The 21,650-nt window shown below is 63.0% G+C and carries 11 protein-coding genes; 6 read left to right on the forward strand and 5 right to left on the reverse strand.

The window, feature by feature from the left end:
* Positions 1-77 precede the first annotated feature (77 nt).
* The 4 genes from AC1AYN_RS06800 (at position 78) to AC1AYN_RS06815 (ending at position 7,646) form a co-directional block, all read left to right on the forward strand.
* Complete coding sequence (locus tag AC1AYN_RS06800) at positions 78-3,839, forward strand: OmpL47-type beta-barrel domain-containing protein (protein WP_476532688.1); 3,762 nt, start codon at positions 78-80, stop codon at positions 3,837-3,839.
* Positions 3,840-4,407: 568 nt separating this feature from the next.
* On the forward strand, positions 4,408-4,680 hold the full coding sequence (locus AC1AYN_RS06805; RefSeq protein WP_476532689.1) for a type II toxin-antitoxin system TacA family antitoxin: 273 nt from the start codon (positions 4,408-4,410) through the stop codon (positions 4,678-4,680).
* Positions 4,671-5,159, forward strand: coding sequence for a GNAT family N-acetyltransferase (locus tag AC1AYN_RS06810; protein ID WP_476532690.1), 489 nt, complete (start codon positions 4,671-4,673; stop codon positions 5,157-5,159). Before AC1AYN_RS06805 ends, AC1AYN_RS06810 begins: the two co-directional genes overlap by 10 nt.
* A gap of 183 nt (positions 5,160-5,342) precedes the next feature.
* Complete coding sequence (locus AC1AYN_RS06815) at positions 5,343-7,646, forward strand: ATP-binding protein (RefSeq protein WP_476532691.1); 2,304 nt, start codon at positions 5,343-5,345, stop codon at positions 7,644-7,646.
* 170 nt (positions 7,647-7,816) lie between these two features.
* Here AC1AYN_RS06815 and AC1AYN_RS06820 read toward each other — a convergent pair whose 3' ends face one another.
* The 4 genes from AC1AYN_RS06820 to AC1AYN_RS06835 all read right to left on the reverse strand — a co-directional run bounded on the left by AC1AYN_RS06820 (position 7,817) and on the right by AC1AYN_RS06835 (position 12,496).
* Entirely contained in the window at positions 7,817-8,845 is a 1,029-nt protein-coding gene (locus AC1AYN_RS06820; protein ID WP_476532692.1) for a LacI family DNA-binding transcriptional regulator, read from the reverse strand.
* 365 nt (positions 8,846-9,210) lie between these two features.
* Positions 9,211-10,095 carry a carbohydrate ABC transporter permease gene (locus AC1AYN_RS06825; protein ID WP_476532693.1) on the reverse strand — a complete coding sequence of 295 codons (885 nt, stop codon included), beginning with the start codon at positions 10,093-10,095 and terminating at the stop codon, positions 9,211-9,213.
* Positions 10,092-11,012 carry a carbohydrate ABC transporter permease gene (locus AC1AYN_RS06830; RefSeq protein ID WP_476502649.1) on the reverse strand — a complete coding sequence of 307 codons (921 nt, stop codon included), beginning with the start codon at positions 11,010-11,012 and terminating at the stop codon, positions 10,092-10,094. The genes AC1AYN_RS06825 and AC1AYN_RS06830 overlap by 4 nt, the downstream gene beginning before the upstream one ends.
* A 134-nt stretch (positions 11,013-11,146) precedes the next feature.
* Positions 11,147-12,496: an ABC transporter substrate-binding protein gene (locus AC1AYN_RS06835; protein ID WP_476532694.1), complete on the reverse strand. Its 1,350-nt coding sequence runs from the start codon at positions 12,494-12,496 to the stop codon at positions 11,147-11,149.
* Between the two features lie 434 nt (positions 12,497-12,930).
* Here AC1AYN_RS06835 and AC1AYN_RS06840 point away from each other — a divergent pair, with 434 nt between their 5' ends.
* On the forward strand, positions 12,931-15,195 hold the full coding sequence (locus AC1AYN_RS06840; RefSeq protein WP_476532695.1) for an alpha-galactosidase: 2,265 nt from the start codon (positions 12,931-12,933) through the stop codon (positions 15,193-15,195).
* Positions 15,196-15,283: 88 nt separating this feature from the next.
* Here the strand turns inward: AC1AYN_RS06840 and AC1AYN_RS06845 are convergent, their stop codons facing one another.
* Entirely contained in the window at positions 15,284-17,428 is a 2,145-nt protein-coding gene (locus AC1AYN_RS06845) for a glycoside hydrolase family 36 protein (RefSeq protein WP_476532696.1), read from the reverse strand.
* Between the two features lie 702 nt (positions 17,429-18,130).
* On the opposite strand from AC1AYN_RS06845, the gene AC1AYN_RS06850 reads away from it, so the two are divergent.
* Positions 18,131-21,544, forward strand: coding sequence for a bacterial Ig-like domain-containing protein (locus AC1AYN_RS06850; protein WP_476532697.1), 3,414 nt, complete (start codon positions 18,131-18,133; stop codon positions 21,542-21,544).
* Positions 21,545-21,650: the final 106 nt, after the last annotated feature.

The following is a 21,650-nucleotide window of genomic DNA, read 5'->3' on the forward strand; positions in this document are numbered from 1 at the left end:
TCCACAGCGAACCGCGACGAACGCGGCAATCGGATATCATCGCAACTGTCCATCACACTCAGAGAAGAGCGAAACACATGAACGCACACAGCAATCGCCCATGGCGGTCGATCGCGGGAGGCATCGTGGCCGCGGCCACCCTGCTCGCCGGCGGCCTGATCGCCGCGCCCACGGCGCTCGCCGCGGACGCGCCCAGCGCCGACAACGCACCCAGCGTGGCCGGACACGCGTACAACGACCTGCCATACAACAACCCGGACGTGACCGTCACGCAGATCGACAACAGCGCGCTGCCGAGCTACATGCGCAACCCGATCGGCCAGAACGAGGGCGTCGACACCCCGAACGACCTCTCGCAGAACTACTACTCGGCCGACGCCGCAGCCCTCTCCTACGACGGCAAGCTGTTCGTGTTCACCGGACACGACGAGGCCGCCCCCGACTACGGCAGCTTCAACATGAAGGACTGGGGCGTCTACGTCACCGACCAGAACGGTCTCGACGCCGGCAAGTGGACGCACTACAAGACCGTCGCGAAGGCCGACCTGTTCAGCTGGGCGACCGGCGACGGCGCCTACGCCGGCCAGGTCGTCGCCGACGACAACGGCACCCCGAACGACAAGTCCGACGACTGGTTCTACTACTTCATCCCAGTGAAGGACAAGGCCTCCGAGGCGGCCGGACTCGACCCGTTCGCCATCGGCGTCGCCAAGTCGAAGAGCCCGCTCGGCCCGTGGAAGGACGCCATCGGCAAGCCGCTGCTCACCACCTCCCAGACGAAGATCGAAACCATCGACCCGGCGTTCTTCGTCGACAACGACGGCACCGGCTACCTGCACTTCGGCACGTTCGGCACCCAGCTCGCCATCAAGATGAAGAAGGACGCCGCAACCGGCCGCACCTCCTACACCGAGGTCGAAACCAAGGACGACGGCACCCCGAACCTGCACACGATGAAGGACGCCGAGACCGGCGCGAACGGTCCGAAGGGCTTCTTCGAGGCCGCATGGGTGTTCCATAAGGGCGACACCTACTACAACGTGTACGACGGCGGCAAGCCCGGCTCCGGCGCGGCCACCTGCGTGGAATCCAACTACCAGGCGTGCGTCCAGTACTCCACCTCCAGCAGCCCGCTCGGCCCGTGGACGTACCAGGGCGTGCTCGTGCCGTCCGGCTCCGCCACCACGATGCACCCGTCCGTGCTCCAGTTCGGCGACAAGTGGTACGTCACCTACCACACCGGCGACAAGGCCGGCGGCACCGACTTCCGCCGCGCGGTGAGCATCGACGAGGTCACGTGGAAGGACGGCAAGATGACCTCCACCGCGCACCCGACCAAGGCCGAGAAGACCCAGCCGAGTCGCAACGTCGCCCCCTACGCGAAGGTGAGCGCCACGTTCACCGAGACGCCCGCCTACAAGGGCTCCGTCAATGACGGCCGCGTGCTCGTCGCCGCCGTCGTGCCGCCGGACCATTGGACCAACTACCGTTCGATCCCGCAGTCGCAGTCCGGCGACTCGCTGATCTACCAGTGGGACGGCTCCGTGCGCGTCTCCTCCTCCAAGGTCTGGTTCGACGTGGACTCCAACGCCCTGCGCGCGCCCGGCTCCTGGCGTCTCCAATACCTCGACGCCGACGGCACGTGGAAGGACGTCGCCAATCCGAGTGCCTACACGACGACCACCGGCAAGGACCATCCGAACACCGTCACGTTCGACGCCGTGACCACCACCGCGCTGAAGCTCGATCTGACCGGTCAGGCCGTGGACGGCGGCTACGCGTCCGTGGCCGTGCCCGAGTGGGAGGTCGACTCCGCCGATGAGTCGCCCATCATCGCCGCGCCCGCCGGCGTGACCACCGGCACCGGCGTCGCGCCGCAGCTGCCCGCCACCGTCGACGTGACGTACGGCGGCAAGACCGTCGCCTCCCCCGTAATCTGGCGTCCGGTCGACGCCGCCTCCTACGCGAAGGCCGGCACGTTCAAGGCCTACGGCGTCGTCTCCGGCGTTCCCGGCGAGGCGAGCGTGAACGGCAACGTCGCGGTGGACGTGACCGTCAAGGACGGCTACAAGCCCGCCGCCGACATGACCAAGCCGACCGTGAAGGTCTCGCTCGCCGCCAACGCCGGCAACGGCGCGTGGCTCACCACCGCGCCGTTCGCCGCCGTCCAGGCCTCGGACGATTCGGGTCTGCCGGCCGCCAAGCTGGAGATCTCCACCGACAAGGGCGCGAACTGGAAGACGGTCGCCTCGAACGCGGACGCCGCGGTCCAGACGATCACCACGCAGGGTGACGTCGAGGTGTGGGCGCGCGCGACCGACGCCGCCGGCAACGTGTCCGACGTCGCGAAGGCCTCCGGCAAGGTCGATTCCGCCGCGCCGAAGGTCACCGCCACGGTGGACAAGGCGAAGCGCACGGTCACGCTCAAGGCCGACGACGGCACCGGTTCCGGCGTCGCCTCGATTGAATACCGTATCGGCAAGGACGGCGAGTGGACCGCGTACAAGGACGGCGAGGCGATCGCCGCGCCGAGCAGCTCGCGCACGACCGTGTACTACCGTGCGACCGACAAGGCCGGCAACGTGTCCGCCGCCGGTTCCGCCGACATCCCGTCCGACACGTCCGTGCCGCTGACCGGCTACATCGAGAAGGACGCGGTCGGCACCGACGTGGACAAGAAGGCGTCGAGCTGGACGAAGGGCGTGGCCGCGCTCAACGACGGCAAGATCATCCCGGACGCGACCAACGCGAACGAGGACATCTGGGGCACCTGGCCGAACACCGGCGAGATGCGCCTCGACTACGAGTGGGACCGCGAGGTCATCATCGATTCGAGCCGCGTGCAGTTCACCTCCGATGACGGCGGCCTCGGCATCCCCGCCTCGTGGAAGCTCCAGTACTGGGATTCCGCGAAGAACGCCTTCACGGACATCCCGGACGCCACGTACACGGTGACCGCCAACTCGCCGTCCAAGGGCTGGGCCACCGGCGACGCCAAGGGCTGGAGCGACGCGACGTGGAAGACTCCGGTGAAGACGACCAAGCTGCGCATGGTCATCACCTCCGGCTCCGCCTCCCCCGCCGCCGTCGAATGGCAGGTCCACGCGCCCGAGTCCGTCACCCCGGAGCCTCCGGCTGCGGACAAGACGGCGCTGAAGACCGCGCTCGACAAGGCCGCCGCGCTCAAGGAGAAGGACTACACCACCGACTCCTGGAAGGCGTTCCAGAAGGTCGTCGCCTCCGCGAAGGCCGTGTACGACAACGACAAGGCCACGCAGGACGAGGTCTCCGCGGCGGCTGCCGCGCTGGACAAGGCGCTGACCGACGGCACACTCGTCAAGGCCACGCCGGAGAACACGCCCGCCACCAAGGAGCAGCGCGACGAGCTCGCCGACGCCGCCGCCAAGGCGACGGACGGCCGCAAGCAGGGCGACTACACGAAGGAATCGTGGGATCTGCTGCTCGCCGCGATCGACGCCGCCGAGGACGTCGCGAAGAATCCGAACGCCACCCAGGCGGACGTGGCCAACGCGACCCGCGCCCTCAACGAGGCGATCGCCGGACTCGTCGCCAAGCCGGGTGAGCCGGATAAGCCCGGCACGGGCGACGGCGACGGCTCGGGTGATAACGGCTCGGGCGACAACGGTGGTTCCGGTGCTGGTGCTGGTGCCGGCAACGGCTCCGCGGGCAACGGCGCGAATGCGCAGAAGCCCGGCACCTCGAACGCCGGCAAGCTGAGCTCCACCGGCTCCGCGGTGACCACGGTCGCCGCCGCGGCCGCCGTGATGCTGGCCGCCGCCGGCATCACCCTCATCCTCCGCCGCAAGACCCGCGACTGAGCATCTGAGCGACTGAGGCCACCACACAGTAGAGGTCCCTCGCACCGGGTTGGCGCGAGGGACCTCATCATATTCCGACCCCGCTGCCCCTTAGGGGCTAGGCGACACAAGTCTGCATCTACCTCTTGGCCCCCTCTGACGAGGGGGCTGTCCGCGAAGCGGACTGGGGGAGAGACCTATGCACAGAGAGCAACCGAGCACACCACTTGCCCCTCAACATCAAAACACCGTCCTCCATCGTCGAGGGACAACAATCCTCGTAATTCCTTGCCCCTCGACGTCTTATCCCCGCATTTCTCCATCGAGGGGCAAGCCCCCTTGCCCCTCAACCCGGTTACAACGATTGACACCCATCGAGGGACACAAAGCCGAATCCCAAAACCATTGAAATTCCGCCATTCCCCAACCAGACCCCCAAATCACCCAACACACCCGCCTGCCCCTCGACGCAAAACAACACCGTTCCCACGTCGAGGGACAACCCCACCGACAAGCTACCGGCGCCAGAGCCGATGACAGCAACCCGCCCACATTGGCCTTGTACGCATTTTCTCCGTACAATACTGTCATGGCTACGATTACGAAACAGAAGACCTCACGATTGGACATCCGCCTGACGGACGAGCAACGCCGTCTCATCGAGCGCGCCGCCGCGGTGACGGGCAGCACGCTGACGCAGTGGACGGCCCGTCACCTGCTGGAATCCGCCCGGCGCGACATCGAGGATGCCACCACGTTGCGTTTGGAATCCCAAGCATTCGACGCGTTCCTCGAAGCGTTGGACGAGCCGGCCCCGCAGGCCGCCTACGACCTGATGGCGAGGGATCCGCAATGGGCGTGACGCATCGATTCCAACGACCGCTCAGACTCCCTCCGGGAACGGACCTCACCGGATTCTCCTGCGGCGTCCCGCTCATCGACGAGTGGGCCGAGCGACGAGCACCGACCGCCGCGGAACATGGCACCGCCGTGGTCTACGTCTCATCGACGACCGAAGGTGAAACCGCCGGCTTCTACACGCTCAGCGCCTACACCGTGGAACGATCCTCGGTACAAGGCGGCTGGCTGAGACGCAATGTTCCCGAGCGCATTCCGGCCATTCTGCTCGGCATGCTGGGGGTGGATCAGCGGTTCCAAGGCGAAGGACTCGGCTGGAGGCTGCTGCAGGACGCCATCAACCGGGCGCGCTCCATCAGCGCACAGCTCGGCTCACGCGCGCTCATCGTGGAGCCCTACGATGACGACGCCCGCACGTTCTACACACACTTCGGCTTCCGCCCCATCCCCGGCTCCACCGCCCTCTATCTGCGGCTCGTCTGATGACGAGCTGCCTCAAGTAGAAAAAGTTAGCAGAATCAACAGCACCGTCATAGAAACCACGCCACCTTACGGGCGCAGGCCACCAAAACAAAGAAACAAAGGTATCATCGACGGCAAACGACGTGAACCATCTCACTGCAGAGATGGAACGCCAACGAAGCCGAATGAGGCGAAAGGAGCCTAATGTACGAGTACAGCAACATCGACAGTACAGAGTTCGAGACCCTCTGCCGTGATCTACTGGAGCGCAAATTAAATATAAAATTAAGAACATATGCTACAGGACGAGACGGCGGCATAGATATTACCGACAACGAAGCCTCCACAAAGATAGTGGTTCAGTGCAAACACTACTATAAGTCATCTTTCTCTATCTTAAAAAATAAGCTCAATGATGAAATAAAGAAGATTCAAGAAATAGATTCCACGTCTCCTATCGATAGGTATATTGTATGCACCTCCTTAGATTTAACCAGGAAAAATATCTTAGAAATTGCAGCAATGCTTAAACCATACCACCTACAATCTATAGAAGACGTGATTGATTTAAATGAGATAGAACATCTACTTCAACAACCGGAATACTCAGACATCGTAAGCAGGCATGTAAAATTGTGGATCACATCTGAATCTGTAATCAAATCAATCCTTCAGAACAACAGTCTTATAGATGAAACCGCACTTATATCAGAAATCGAGGACAATAAGGAATACTTTGTAGAGACAAAAGAATATCTAGATTGCATAAAAATACTTGAAAACAACAAACCTGTGTTTATCGTCGGCGGCCCAGGCGTCGGGAAAACGACGACAACGCACATGTTGTGCTGGCATCTGCTTAAATCAGGATACACAGTTCGAGTTTCATCTCAAGATGATATATCAGAAATAAAAAAAGCAATGTCGCAAGACAAAAACAAGAAGGAAGCAATAATACTAGACGACTGCTTTGGTCATGCTTATTACAAAATAAGCGATTCAAGAGCAAATGAAATTGAATCTTTGCTTCGTTATTGCAAATACAATAGAAACAAGAAAATAATCATGAACTCTCGCATTACCATTTTCCGCGACATATCCGAAAAAAATATCTCTTTCTCGGATTATCTTAACTCGGAAGCAAACATTCAGCTCTATACAATTAATATGGACAATATGTCCGCAAGAGATAAAGCGAGACTTTACATTTCGTCAATCAAAAAACAAGTTAAAGACGAAAACATTCGCAGTTGGTTGATCACACCGGAAAACTATCGAAAGATTCTCTTCAGCAGCGGTTTCAATCCTCGTCTACTTGAATTCATCACCAACCCAAGTCGTTACCGCAATTACCAAACAGTCGACGAATACGGACGATTCGTTTTCAACTCTCTTATGAATCAAGATTTAGTATGGAGCAATGAATTCAATAACAATCTTCAAGAAGAAGATAGGACTCTCATGTTATGCCTATACTCTCTTAGCGACGACGCCATTCACGAAGAGCAACTACGAGCTGCCTACGATGAAGTTATATCAAATACCAACGCCGATCACACAAAAAACAACTACCAGGACAGCATAAAGCGACTGACCGACTCAATGCTCATACGTCAAAGCAGACCTGATGGGTACTTCATTGCAGCGATAAACCAGTCAGTGGTCGATTACTTGCGCAACTTCATCAACAACTCCAATGAAACCCGTATCTTAATAGCAAAACATGCAGTTTATATAGAGCAAGTCGAAAGATTAGACCCTAAAGGGTTGAAATCTTTCATCGATCGCAATCCTGTTATCATTTCGATTAATGATAAAAGAAACCTTTATATCAACCTCCGGTATATATATAAATATCACGTACTAGATAGCAATCGTCAAGCGGCTGTCGACAAATCGTTTGAATATATTACAACACCTCATTTAAGAGACCCTCATTCTTATCTTCTAGAGAGCAATGTTGTTGACTTTATATGCAACCAAGACTTATTCAACTATTACCATATATCAAAGTGGATTAAAGATGAAAATATCATGAAAGCTTTTCTTGATTATTTTACCATTGAACCATGTGCGAAAATTATGAATTCACTGATTAGCTATAAAGATTTAGACATGCAATCTACACTTGAAGAGTATTCAGAGAGCCGAATCCGCGATCTGCTCCAAGATCCTGACTGGGATTCTGTTTTTTCCGATATGAATGTCGACAGCTACTATGAATATGATGGTTTCTTAGATGAAGAGAAGATTGCTGGCGATGCATATAATGACTATATTAATTCTATCTATTCCTTTGCGGATGAATGCCCTAATAGCTCAAGCGCACATGATATAGTAGATAAATACATATCTGAGCTGGAACCTCCAATTCCCACTGACTATTTAGACGAATACCTTGATGATTATGATGAAACCTGGTCTGATTCTACAACAGATTATAAGCAACAACAGGATCAACAATCCGTCGATCCGATAATTGATGAATATCGCAATTCGCTTAATTGAGCGGCATTTGATTGTTGTGTTGCGGTGTCATTCACACCGCAACACAACAATCAAATGCCGCAAACCCTTATGAGCATTGTCAACGAACAGGCTCAAGCAGTCCTATGAGTTTTTCGACAGCTCAACATGCCGTAAAACCAAGGATGCAAGTACCCGCTTCCGCTTCGCGCCTACGCGCGCGGGGCGGCGGCGGAGTCGCGGATGACGAGTTCGCCTTGGAGTTCGACGAATCGGGCGGGGAGCTCCTCGCCGTTCTCGCGCGCTTCGATGCGCGAGAGCAGCAGCTGCACGGCCTTACGGCCGGCCGCGGGGAAATCCTGGCGGTATGTGGTCACCGGAGGCGTCCACACGCAGGAGAGCGGATGGTCGTCGAAGCCGACGACGCTGATGTCGCCGGGCACCGACTTGCCTTCGTCCTCGAGCCCGCGGATCAGGCCCATCGCAATCTCGTCATTGCCGGCGAACACGGCGGTGAGCCCGTCGATATGCGCCACGCGGTGGCCGAGCTCGCGCGCGTCGGCCGGATTCCACGAGCAGTGCATCATGTCCGGAATCGGCTTGTCGTTGGCGCGCAGTTCGGCCTCCCAGCCGGCGGTGCGGCTGTAGCCGCCGCCACCGCCCGGAATCGTCACGTGGAAGACGTTGCGATGGCCGAGCGACAGCAGGTATCGCGTGATCTCGCGTCCGGACCGGTTCTCGCACAGGTCGATCTGGTCGAGGTCGGGTTCGCGGTCACCGGCGATGACCACCTTCGTCACCGTGTCCGGCAGCAGTTGCAGCGCCTGTGCGGCGAGCGCGTCGTATTTGAGCACGATCACGCCGCTCGGATTCTGGTCCGTGACCATCGTGACCGCGGTGCGCAGCGCCTCGGTCGATTCGTCGGCGAGCTTCGAAATGCTCACCGGATAGTTGTGCGTGCGGGCTTCGTCCTCGATGCCCTGAATCGTCATCGCCGAACCGTACAGCGTGGTATCGCTGGTGAGCACGACGATCGACTTCATCGCCGAGTTGACGAGTCCGCGGGCGACGCGGCTCGGATGGTAATCGAGCAGTTTGATGGCGTGTGCGATACGCTCCCGGCTTTCGGCGCTGATGCGGGGAGAATCGTTGAGATACCGGGACACCGTGGACACCGACACATTGGCGAGCGCGGCGACGTCCTTGATCACCGGCGCGCGCTTTTCCTTGGGTCTTGGCATGTGAACCTGTCTATCTTCCATCGCGCCCAGTATAGGCGATGCGCGACGGCGCGCATGAATCACGCGAATCGGGCGGGATGGAGGTCGTTGGAAAGAGAATGAACGCCCCGCCCCCGGCAGGCGAAGGAGGAGGACCATGCGGGGTCGGGGCGTTCGGGAATGGAGGAGGAGAGAATCGTGGGTGGCTGGCGGAAACTACCCCTCAGTCGCCTTCGGCGCCAGCTCCCCTGGCAAGGGGAGCCAAGGGGTGAGGCTGTTCACTTCACGGCGCCGGTCAGCAATTACGGACTCGCCTGAGGCGAGGCTCATCGTTGCCTCGCGGCTGTCGCCGCTCGGCGGCGCCTGTAGACAGCGCACCGCGCTGTTTACTTCACGGCGCCGCCAGTGATACCCGAGATGATCTTGCGCTGGCCGATGATGAAGACGATCAGGAGCGGGAGGGTCATCAGGATGATGTAGGCGAAGATGAGGTGCCAGTTGTTGAGGTACAGGCCCGCGCTCGCCACGTTGTAGAGGTTGAGCGGCAGGGTGCTCATCTTGCCGGACAGGATGAACAGCGAGTAGAAGATGTCGTTCCAGATGTACAGCACCACGAGGATCGTCGAGGAAGCGAGCGTCGGGGCGAGCAGCGGGAAGATGATCGTGAAGAAGATCCTCATCGGGCTGGCACCGTCGATACGAGCCGCCTCTTCGAGGGACGGCGGGATCGTGCGGATGAAGCCGGTGATGAAGAAGATCACGACGGACAGGTAGATGCCGATGTACACGCAGTTCATGCCGATGGCGGTGCCGGACAGGCTGATCATCTTGAGCAGCATCATGATGGTCACGACGGACGGCGGCAGGATGACGCCGGAGATGAACAGCGCGTAGAGCATGGCCACGCCCTTGGAGGTACGGCGGCCGAAGATCCATGCGGCCATCGAGCCGAAGAGGAGGCAGATGCACACGCTGGGCACGGTGACGAGCAGGGAGCCGATGAGCGCGGGGAACACCTTGCCCTGCACGATGACGGTCTGGATGTTCTCGATGAGGTGCCACTTGCTCGGCAATGCCATGCTGGGCACGACGGCCTCGGCCTGGGTCTTGCCGGCGGTGACGATGAGGATCCAGAACGGCACGGCGAGGAACACGAGCATGAGCAGGATGACGATGGCGGCGTGGATGATGCCGCCGGCCTTCGACTTCTTGCGCACGACGGTGAGGCTGTTGGTCTTGACACCGGATTCGCTGTAGGATGCGCTACTCATAGGATCTTCTCCTCACGCTTACGCAGGTAGATGACGAGCGGGATGGCGATGACCATCACCATGATGAAGAGCACGAGGCTCATCGTGGTCGACTGGGAGTACAGGCCCTTGCCGAACGTACGCCAGATGAACAGGTTCAGGATCTCGGTGGAGCCGCCGGGGCCGCCGTTGGTGGTGGCCTGGACGATGTCGAAGGAGTTCATGGAGCCGAGCAACGCGGTCGCGACGTTGAAGGTGACGGCCGGGGCGACCAGCGGGAACTTGACCTGCCAGAAGGTCTGCCACGCGTTGGCGCCGTCGATGGAGGCCGCTTCGAGCACTTCGGAGTCGATGGTCTTGAGACCGGCGAGGTAGGTGAGCATCGCGAAGCCCATCCACTTCCATGCGTGGATGATGGTGACGATCACGATGGTCCACGTGGTCGAGCCGAGCCATTGGATGGCGACGGTGTGGCCGGCGAAGAAGCTCAGGATCTGGTTGACGACGCCGTCGGTCTTGAGCACGGCCTGCCAGATGTAGCCGGCGCCGAGGGCGGACATGATCACGGGGATGAAGAACATGGTACGGGCGAAGCGGTTGAGGCGCGTGTCCTTTTCGAGGAGCACGGCGAGCGCCAGGCCGAAGACGTTCTGGAAGAAGGCCACGAGGACCGCGTAGATGAGGGTGACCTTGATGTCGGCCATCAGGGTGCCGCTCTCGAAGAGCTGCTTGAGGTTGTCGAGACCGTTGAAGTCGATGGTCTTCTTGAACGCGGACCAGTCGGTGAACGCGTAGATGAAGTTCATTACCGTGGGCAGGAAGAAGAACACCAGCAGCATGACGCCCGCGGGAACGATGTAGCGCAACGGGTAGTTCTTGCGCTCCAGAGTCCGCGTGCCCTTGACCGGGGCGGACTTCGAGACGTGTGTCGTCGTCATCAGATTCGTTTCCTTATATATGTGTGTTGCGGCATTCCGGCCGGGGCCGGAGCCCGGAGGCGGCGTGGGCCGCGCTCCGGAAGGCCCCGGCCGGATGCCTGTGGAAGATGGAACCTATCGGGTTCCGGTCAGAATCAGAATCCCTTGACGCCCTGGGCCTTGGCGATCTGGGCGAACTGGTCCTGGGTGGTCTTCGCGACCTGCTCCGGGGTCTGGGTGCCGTTGACCATGTTGGCGAGGTTCAGGTAGAGATCCGGGTTGGCGACGGCCTGGGACTGCATGGAGCCGACGGAATCCTTGAGGGCGGCGAAGGCGTCGAGCTGGGCCTGCGGCACGGTGTCCGGGGTCTTGACGTCCTTGAGGATGGAGACGAGGTTCTGGTCCTTGATGAAGGTCTCGTACTCGGAGCCGAGCCAGAAGCGGATGAACTGGCGGGTCGCGGCCTCACGCTGGGAGTCGCCGGTCTTGAACGCGACGACCGAGTTGCCCTGCTGCGGGATGGACGTGCCGATGTTGCCTTCCTTGGAGATCGGGAAGAAGCCGATGGTGTCGTCCAGCTTGGTCTTGTCGTTGTCGGCGAGGGCGGAGATGGCGTTGAACATCGAGTTGGTCTGAATGATCATGCCGGTCTTGCCGTCGAGCAGGGCCTGGGCCTGGTCGGTGTCCTTCGCGGAGCCGGCGTCCTTGTTGTACAGGCCGTCGTCGAGCATCTGCTTGTACTCCTTGATGGCGCCGAGGATGTCCTTGCCCTGGAAGCTGTCCTTGTTGGAGTTGACCTTGTCCCACAGGCCGTCCTTGGCGGCTTCGGCGAGCTGGACCTGCACGGCCCACTGGGTGCCCCACTGGGAGCCGGCCATCTCGAAGAGCGCGGAGTCGGCGGCGCCGGAGCTCTTGATCTTGTTGGCGGCGGCGATGAACTCGTCCCAATTCTTCGGGGTCTCGGTGATGCCGGCCTTCTCGAAGACCTGCTTGTTGTACCACACGCCTTCGGTGTCCGGGGCGGAGACGAGGGCGCCGTAGTAGGTGCCTTGGTACTTGCCGCCGGCGTCGGCGATGCCGTCCGCGTAGTTCTTCAGCCACGGGGCGTTGTCGAGCTTCTGCAGCTTGTCCTGGGCGACGAAGCCGGCCAGCGTGGACGGCACGGCCTGCCAGAACATGAGATCCGGGGAGTCGCCGGTGGTGATCTTGGTCTGCACGTTGGACTCGTAGTTGTCCGGGATGGTCTGCAGATCGATGGTGGCGCCGGTCTTGGATTCGAAGTCCTTGATGACCTTGACCGGGATCTTGTTCGAGTTCTGGGCGGCCCAGAACGTGAGCTTGACGCCGTCGAGCTTGGTGTCTTCGGCCGGCCAGTAGTCGGCGGAGGAGGTGTCGACGTTGTCGTCGCCACCTGCGGCGGCGGGGTTGCCGCAGCCCGCGAACATCATGCCCATGGCAGCGACGCCCGCGATGATGGCGGTCGCTTTCTTCCAGTTCCTCATCATTGAGCCTTTCCTTATGCCTGATGTGAATCCTCGACCCGCCCTCCAACGGGACGAATCCATCGGTTGGTTGGCGGGATCCGGCACCCATCACTGCGATGCCGCGACCTCGGAAGTTCCGATAGCTGCAATTGTAGGTGGAATCGATTCCATGTCAACCACTCATGGAGTGTCGCAGAATGATAACGTTTGCCTGAAACCGATAACGTAAAACGTTGCACATATTGATTTATCAACGCTTCACACCATACGTCACACCTACAAAATCCAGCGAACTCCGCAACTTCGATTTTGTGGTACCGATTCCACGTTGTATCCTCGTTGGTATCGATTCCCACGCAGGCGCGGCGCGTCCGGACCGCATCCGGCCCGCCCCTCGCGCACACGGTCGAGCCACAGTCGAACCACTGCTTCACTCAGATACATCGAGGTATGCCATGCACATGAACGCCGTGACCATCACCCAACCGGAACCTTCCGGACAGCTTTCCGAACGGCCTTCCGGAACGCCTTCCGCAGCGGACGGCCGCATCGTCCGTCTCACCATGGGGTTCGCCGACGGCAGGCTCCCCCACGTCGTCGCCATCACCCGCACGGATGCATCGCACGCCACGCACGCACACCACGGCACCCACGCGGCCCACACCGCGGACGACCGCCACACCGCGGAACCCGCGTTCCCGGATGTCGATCCGCAGTTCCCACAGACACTCGACGCTGGCCTGTCCATCGGCGAGTCCCCCACCCTGCTGCCCACGCAGGCGGAAGGATGGACCGGAACGCCCGCCATCCAGGTATCCCGCGACGGCGTGGAGGTCTTCCCGCGCCTGACCGTCGACGAAACGCACCATGACGACCATTCGATCGGCTTCACCGCGACGGACGGCGCGGCGGGCCTCGCCCTCGCCGCGACCGTCGCGATCGGCGACGAAGGCCTCATCCGCGTCGACGCGTCGCTCACGAACACCGGGCGCACGCCGCTCGTCGTCTCGCGGCTCACGCCCGTGATTCCCCTGCCGCCGCAGGTCGGCGAGGTCGAGACCTGCACCGGCCATCATCTGCGCGAACGCGCGTTCCAACGTCAGCCGTTCACCGAGGGACTGTTCGCGAAGAACGCGCGCATGGGCCGCCCCGACTTCAACGCGGCCACCCTGCTGAGCGCCGGTGTGCCCGGCTTCGGCTTCGAGCACGGACTCGTCTTCTCGGCGCATGTCGCGTTCAGCGGGAACAGCACCGTCTTCGCCGAACGCACGCCGTACACGCACGGCGTGATCGGCGGTGGCGAACTCCCCTACGCCGGCGAGATCACGCTCGCGCCGGGTGGGACCTACCGCGCGCCCCGGCTGCTCGTCGGCGCAGGCGATGGCCTCAACGAGGTCACCTCGCGCTTCCACGCCTACCTGCGCGGCTTCCACCCGGAACTCGCCGACCCCGCCCGGCCGCGCCCGGTCACGCTCAACACGTGGGAGGCGATGTATTTCGCACAAAGCGAGGAGAAGGTCATCGCCCTCGCCGAACGTGCGGCGCAGGTGGGCATCGAACGGTTCGTCATCGACGACGGCTGGTTCACCGGCCGTCGCGACGATACGAAGGGACTCGGAGACTGGCAGGTGGATAAGGATCTGTGGCCGCGGGGCCTCACCGCCGTCGCGGACCGCGTGCACGCGCTCGGCATGGAGTTCGGATTGTGGTTCGAACCGGAGATGATCAGCCCCGATTCCAACGTCGCGCGCGAACACCCCGATTGGATGCTCGCACCGAACGCCGAACGGTTGCCGGTCGAGGCGCGCAGCCAGCAGGTCATCGACCTGACGAATCCCGAGGCCGCGCGGTATGTGGAATCGGCGATCGACACGCTCGTCTCCGCCTATCACATCGACTACATCAAGTGGGACCACAACCGCTTCCTCACCGAACCCCTCTCCCCTGCATCCGGCCGTCCGGCCGTGCATGAGCAGACCGAGGCGTTCTATGCGATCGTCGACCATCTGCGCGCCCGTCACCCCGGCCTCGAGATCGAATCCTGCTCGTCGGGCGGCGGACGCATCGACGCGGGCGTGCTGGAACGCTGCTCGCGCGTGTGGGCGTCCGACTGCACGGACCCGGTGGAACGCGCGGACATACAGCGAGGCACGTCGCTCATCGTGCCGCCGGAGATGATCGGCGAGCACATCTCCGAATCCCCGAACCATGCGACCCGTCGCGCCACGTCGCTCACTATGCGTGCGGCGATGGCGTTCTTCGGTCATCTCGGCATCGAATGGAACATCATGAAGCTGGACGACGCGGGTCTCGCGAGCCTCAGGCGCTGGATCGACCTGTACAAGGCGCGTCGCGCGGCGATCCCGCAGGGCGTGCTCGTGCACGCGGACACGACCGACCCGGCCGTGCGCGTCGACGGCCTCGTCGCCCCCGACCGTTCGCACGCGGTCTACCGGTTCACCGCCATCGCCACGTCGCGCGAATACCCGTATGGGCTCACGCGCTTCCCCGGATTGGACGAGTCGGCCGTCTACCAGGTGCGCCCGCTCGGTGGCGTCGCATTGTACGAAAGCGAGACGAGCCCGAACTGCCGCACCACGCTCGACTGGTGGAGCGACGACGGCATCGTCGTCGACGGCGCGACGCTCGCCCAGTGGGGCATCCGCCTGCCGCAGCTCGCCCCCGAACACGCCCTCCTCATCGAGCTCATCCGCCGCTGAAGGGTAGACCACCCATCACACGCAACAGGGCCCGCATTCCGGTTCACATGGAATGCGGGCCCCGCCCGTTTTCAGCGAAAACCGAGACTCACGCCGCGTCGAACGCGAACGTGCGCGAGATGTACCCGCCGCCCGCCGGCACGGTCACGACGGCCTCGCCGCGTGCGCCGTCCCACGCGACCGGCCACTCGGCGAACCCGTCGCCGACCGGCAGCAACGCGCGCACGCCCACGTCGGCGCGTCCGGTCAGGTGCGGCAGGGCGAGCGCCACGTCGCCGCCCTCGCCGTCGCGCGACCAGACGGTCACGAACGTGCGTTCCGGCGTCTTCAGCCCCAGCGCGACGACCGTGTCGTCCCACTTCGGCAGGCCGAGCGGCCAGAACGGCACCGACGTGCCGATGACCGGCTGGATCTCGCGCTTGTACGCGTCCACGGCCCGCGCGATCAGCGTGCGCTGGCCGTCGCTCATCCGGTTGACGTAGCCGGAGAGGAAGAAGCGGCCGAGGAACGTCGTGTTGAGGTTGAACGCGAACGTCTCCGGATCGTCCTTCGCGTTCGGGTACGCCCAGTTGCCGGCCTGTTCGGGGGTCATGAGCATCGGCGCGGCGGCGGCGATCGTCGGGTAGAGGCGGAAATCCTGCTGGTCGGAGGTGGACTGCACCTGGAAGCGGGAGGTCTGCGCGAAGTCCATGCGCATGCCGCCGGACGAGCAGTTCTCGATGATGAGCTCAGGGTGGCGCGCGTGCAGGCCCTCCACCCACGCGCAGTACGCGCGATTGTGCCCCAGCAGGCCGTCGCCGGCGCTGTCGGCGTCGTAATCGGTGCCCGCATCGGGCGAGACGTTGTAGTCGAACTTGAAGTAGCCGACGCCATAGTCATTCACGAGACGGTCGACCGTGTCGTCGAGGTGCCGACGCGCGTCCGGATCGCGCAAGTCGAGCAGATAGCGTTCCTGTTCGACCACGCGGCGGCCGTGGCGGTGGAAGAATGCGGATTCGGGCAGCGTCACGGCCATCGGCGATTTGACGCCGATCACCTCGGGCTCAAGCCAGAGTCCGGCGATCATGCCCGCGTCGCGGATCGCGTCGACGACTTCGGTGATGCCGTTCGGGAAGCGCTTCCTCGACGGCAACCATTCGCCGACGGACGGCCACCAGTCGCCGGTGTCGTCGTACCAGCCGGCGTCGATGCAAAAGATCTCGGCGCCGACCTCGGCCGCGCCTTTGACGAGCGGCAGCAGTTTGGCGGTCGTCGGGTCGCCGTTGATCGTGTTCATGTAGTCGTTGAAGATGACGCGCGGGCGGGCGTTGTCCGCCTTTTCGATGCGCATCGCGCGGCGGTAGGCGGTCACGTTGGCGGTCGCGCCGTCGAAGTCGGGGGCGAGCGTGACGGATGCGGGCACGGTGGTGAACGATTCACCGGGTTCGAGGCGTTTCACCCAGTCGTGGTCGACGTCCGTCGGTCCGGAGAGGGCGATGGTGCCGTCCTCGGTGTCGCGCGCGACTTCCCAGCGCCATGCCGCGTCGTGTTCGATCTGGAACAGCCAGGTGAGACCCAGCTCACGCGAGTCAAGCAGGGCGAGCGGCGTGTGCTTGCCGGTGGACCAAGTGCCGGTGCTGACGACGGCGTGCTCGCCGCGCGGATTATGACCGGTCATCTGCTGGTTGAGGCGCGGGAACAGGTCGCGGGTGGCGGTGGCGTGCCAGCGCCCTTCGCCCAGCCATTCGTTCTCGCCTTCGATGAGCGTCCACGCATCGCAGTCGGCTGCCTTGCCGTCAGGCGCGCCGAACGCCGACACCCAGCTCGTCACCGATTCGAGCACGACCGCGCCGTCTTCGCCGAGCGCCGGCGAGTCGGCGTCGGTCGCGTCGCCGTCGTTCGTGACGGTCACCGACGTGCGGAACATCGGCACGCCGTCCGGCAGATCGTAGTGGACGGTCACGGTGAGTCCCAGCGCGGCGTCGGCGAGAGTCACGTCGAGATGGTCGCCGTGCGCGTCGCGCGTGGCGGCGTGGCTCACGTAGCGCAGCGCGCGCCCGATATCGGTGTGGGCGAGACGGTCGTTTGCGAGCCAGTGCCCGGTGCCCGTTGCCAGGATCTCCACCAGCGGCAGGCGGTGGTCGAAGCGGACATCCACGGCGTCCGTGCGCAGTCCGGCGACGGCCACAGGCTCGTCGTCGGACCATGCGAAGGTCAGGGACAGGGCCGTACCGCCCCAGGTGAAGGTCGACATGTCACTCCTTAGCGTTTGCGCCCGTCGACGCCCGCCTGCGTCATCGCCGCAGCGGGACCGCCACACGGTCTGTCGCACATTTCGTGGTATCGATTTCATATCATATCGACAGCATCGCAACGCCGCAAATCGCACGCACCGGCAACCGCAACTACGGTACGTGACGCATCACCTACCATCGCTGCAATCACGCCATTTGTCGGACATACACACACCAACGCACACTCCGCGCGCCGTGGCGACGAGCAACATGGTATCGGTACCATTACGCAAGTCCCGAAACGTGACGTGACACCGCATCGACCGCGGCCGCATCGCGGCATCGCGGCCACGACGCACCTCAGTGACGGCCCGCCGGCGACGACGTGGACCAGGCTGCCTTCCCCGGATTTCCGGCGTTCGCACCGGGCTGCACGCGAGTCGCCGTGCGGCCCGGCGACGGCGACGACGGGGGCGACGAAGCCAGGTGCCGACGGTGCGTTGTTATTCGCAATAACGTTTTCATATGGCGATTTCCGATGATTACGGACGCCGTAAACGCAATGATTCCAATGATTCTGCGTTCCTTTGCGTGATTTTTCGATTTGCTCGTGAAAACGTTATGATATACACTGGCCGTGTTCGTCGAGACGCAGTGTGGCGGCGAGCGCGGGGCGGAAGACCCCGAAGCAACGGTTCACCCGTAGAAAGAGGCAAGGAAGCATGGGACAACGATGGAGTGCGGTCGTGGCGGCGGTGGCGGCCACGGCGATGATGGGCGTGGGGCTGGTGTTCCCCGCCCAGGCCCAGGAGACCACGAAACCCACACAGACGCTTGACGTCGACTACTCGCAGCAGACCGGCGACTTCCTCGGCGGCGCGTCCGGAACGCTGTACGGCCTCGGCGACGACGGCTCGCCGACCGATGCGATCCTCGACGGCGCGCGCGTCGAGAACTCGTCCCAGAAGCCCCCGTTCGGCACGCAGCACCCCAGCGGCGACTCGCTGGCGCTGGAGAACCAGTTCTTCGCCAACGGCGGCAACGAACTCGCGATCTACATGCAGGACTACTACCCGGATTGGTCGTACAACAAGGGCAAGCGCCCCGGCGACAACCGCACCTACAAGCTCGACGTCGACCCGTCCGACCCGTCGTACGGCACCTACACCGAGGGCAGCGACGGCGTGTGGGACTACGCGCAGGTCACCGAGATCGTGATGAACAAGGTGCTCGCCAACACCGAACACCCGGACCAGTACACGTTCATCCCGTTCAACGAGCCCGACGGCGGCAACTGGTACGCCTCCGGCGACAACGCGAACGCGGCCATCTTCCAGACCTTCCTGACCGACTGGGATGCTGAATACCAGCTCGTCCAGAAGATCTGGAACGAGTACAAGAGCGGCGAGAAGACCAACGTGCACGGCGTCAAGCCCACCGCCGACCACGCCCGCGTGGCAGGCCCCGGCGACTCCGCGTACCGCGCGAACCGCTCCGACAAGTTCCTCGAGCACGCGAAGGCCTCCGGCACGCTGCCCGACGTGTTCGTCTGGCACGAACTGGGCCGCGGCAGCCTCGACGCCTACCGCTCCCACTACGCCGCCTACCGCGCGCTGGAGAAGAAGCACGGCATCAGCCCGCTGAAGATCAACATCACCGAATACGGCGAGCTGCGCGACATGTCCGTGCCGGGCCAGCTCATCCAATGGCAGTCCATGTTCGAAGACACCAAGGTCCAGGCCGAGACCGCCTACTGGAACTACGCGGGCAACCTGTCCGACAACGCCGCGAGGGCCAACTCGGCCAACGCCGGCTGGTGGCAGTTCAAGTGGTACGGCGACCTGCGCGGCCAGAAGACCGTCCAGGTGACCAGCGAGCACCCGAACCAGCAGGACAACCTGCAGGGCATCGCCGCGCTCGACGCCACGAACCGCAAGGCCACCGTGCTGTACGGCGGCGCGAACGACGCGAACTCCGACGCCGTGCAGAACACCGGCGCGAACATCCCCGTCACCGTGCACCTGACCGGACTCAACAAGGCCGGACTGGGCGGCAAGGTCGACGTCGAGGTGCGCGAGAACGCGTTCACCGGACCCGACGGCGTGGCCGCCACGCCGCGCGTCGTCAACGCGATCTCCAACGCCGAGGTCAAGGATGGCACGCTCGACGTGACCACCGTCAGCGTCGACCGCTACGCCTCCTACCAGCTCGTCGTCACCCCGCACCAGGACCGTACGCTCGTCACCGACGCGGAGAACGGCAAGGCCCTGCTCGTCCAGGAGGCCGAGAAGTCCCAGCTCGCCGGCGGCGCACAGGCGTACACGAAGACGCCCTCCGGCTCCGGCTGGAGCTACTTCATGGCCTCCGGCAACGGCGACGTCGGCAGCTTCAAGACCGGCGGCACCGCCACCTGGAACGTATCCGTCCCCGCGGACGGCGTCTACCGCCTGCAGGTGACCAGCGGCAACACCGGATTCCCCGGCGCGAACGCCGTGACCGTCGACGGCAAGGACTCCGGCAAGCTCTCGTTCGGCGCCGAACTCGCGATGAAGGACGCCGCCAAGTGGAAGTACTACGGCAGCGCCGAACTCGAACTGAAGCTCACCAAGGGCGACCATGCGATCACGTTGCACGGCGACTCCGCGTTCGACAACACGCTCGACAAGTTCCTGCTCTACCAGGTCTCCGGCACCGGTGACGACGCGGTCGCGGACCGCACCGAATACCCGGCCTCCCAGTTCCGTCTGGAGGACGGCGCCAAGCTCTCCTACGCCGGCGACGGCACGGACGGCTTCGCCTCGCTCGCCGGCGGCTCGGCCGACGTGTTCGCGCACGCCTGGCAGAGCGGCTACCATGACGTGACCCTCGACTACACCGCCGCCAAGGGCGCGAAGCTCACGCTCGTCATCAACGGCGTGACCGTGCTCGACACCACCGCGCAGTACAACGGCCTGCAGTCCACCACCGTGCGCGCGGCCCTGTCCGAAGGCATCAACCGTCTGACGCTGACCGCCGGCGACGGCGTGCTCGTCCGCGACGTCGTCACGGCGCGCGCGGCCTCCTCCGACACCGACAAGTCCGTCGTCTCCGTCGAGGCGGAGGACGCCACGCTGGGCGGCGGCGCGAATGTCGTCACCTCCGACGCCTCCAACGCGAGCGGCAAGAAGTTCGTGGCGGGCCTCGGCAACCAGTTCGAGACCGCCGAGACCGGCCCGAACGGCATGGGCGACCGCACCCGCGTCGTGGTCAAGGACTCCAACAACACCCCGACCGTCCACACGGACGACAAGGGCACGCTGACGATTCCCGCAGGCAAGGTGCCGGCCGGCACGTACACGGCGGTGGTGAGCTTCTCCAACGACGCGTTCATCGGCAAGCACTCCTACAACCCGCAGATCGTCGACCTCGGCCTGCAGGTGCGCCAGGGCGGCGCCGACGGACAGGAGATCGCGCGCGGCGCGTTCCGCTACACCTACTCGGACACCAGCTTCCTCAACCGTTCGCTGGAGTTCATCACCGACGGCTCCGCGCTGACGCTCGGCAACTGGGATCCGGCCGGCACGGGCAAGGGCGCCGTCTCGTGGGGCGTCGCGCCGAACATCGACAAGATCACCTTCTACCCGGTGACGATCGGCGAGGTCGCCAACAAGGATGCCGTGCCCGATGAGCCCGAGCCGGAGCCTCAGCCGGGCGTGACGCTGGAGTCAATCGACGCGAAGGCCGCGAGCGACCACATCGCCCTCGGCGGCGAGCTCAAGCTCACCGTCACCGCCCACTACAGCGACGGCACGTCCAAGACGCTGGAGGATGGCCAGTACCAGGTCAGCGGCTTCGACGCGAACAAGACCGGACAGCAGACCGTCACCGTCACCTACACCGAAGGCGACAAGACCGTCACCACCCAGATCACCGTCACCGTCGACAAGAAGGGCGACAACGGCAACAACAATGGTTCCGACAACGGCGCGAACGGTGCCGGCGATGCCGGGAACAAGCCCCAGACCGGCAACGGCAAGACGACCGACAAGACCGGCCTGAGCTCCACCGGCGCCGGCGTGACCGCGATCGCGGTCCTAGCCGTGGCGATCGCCGCGGCGGGCGTCACCCTCGCGCTCATGCGCCGCAAGCGCGCGTGACGCAGATGACGTGGCGTGCGTGACGTGAGCCGCACGTGGCGCACGCCACGCACCCGGCCACCCCGCGCCCCAGTCGCACATCACCGGACGGCCCGGCCGCATCCCC

It is taken from the genome of Bifidobacterium sp. LH_413 (assembly GCF_056357015.1).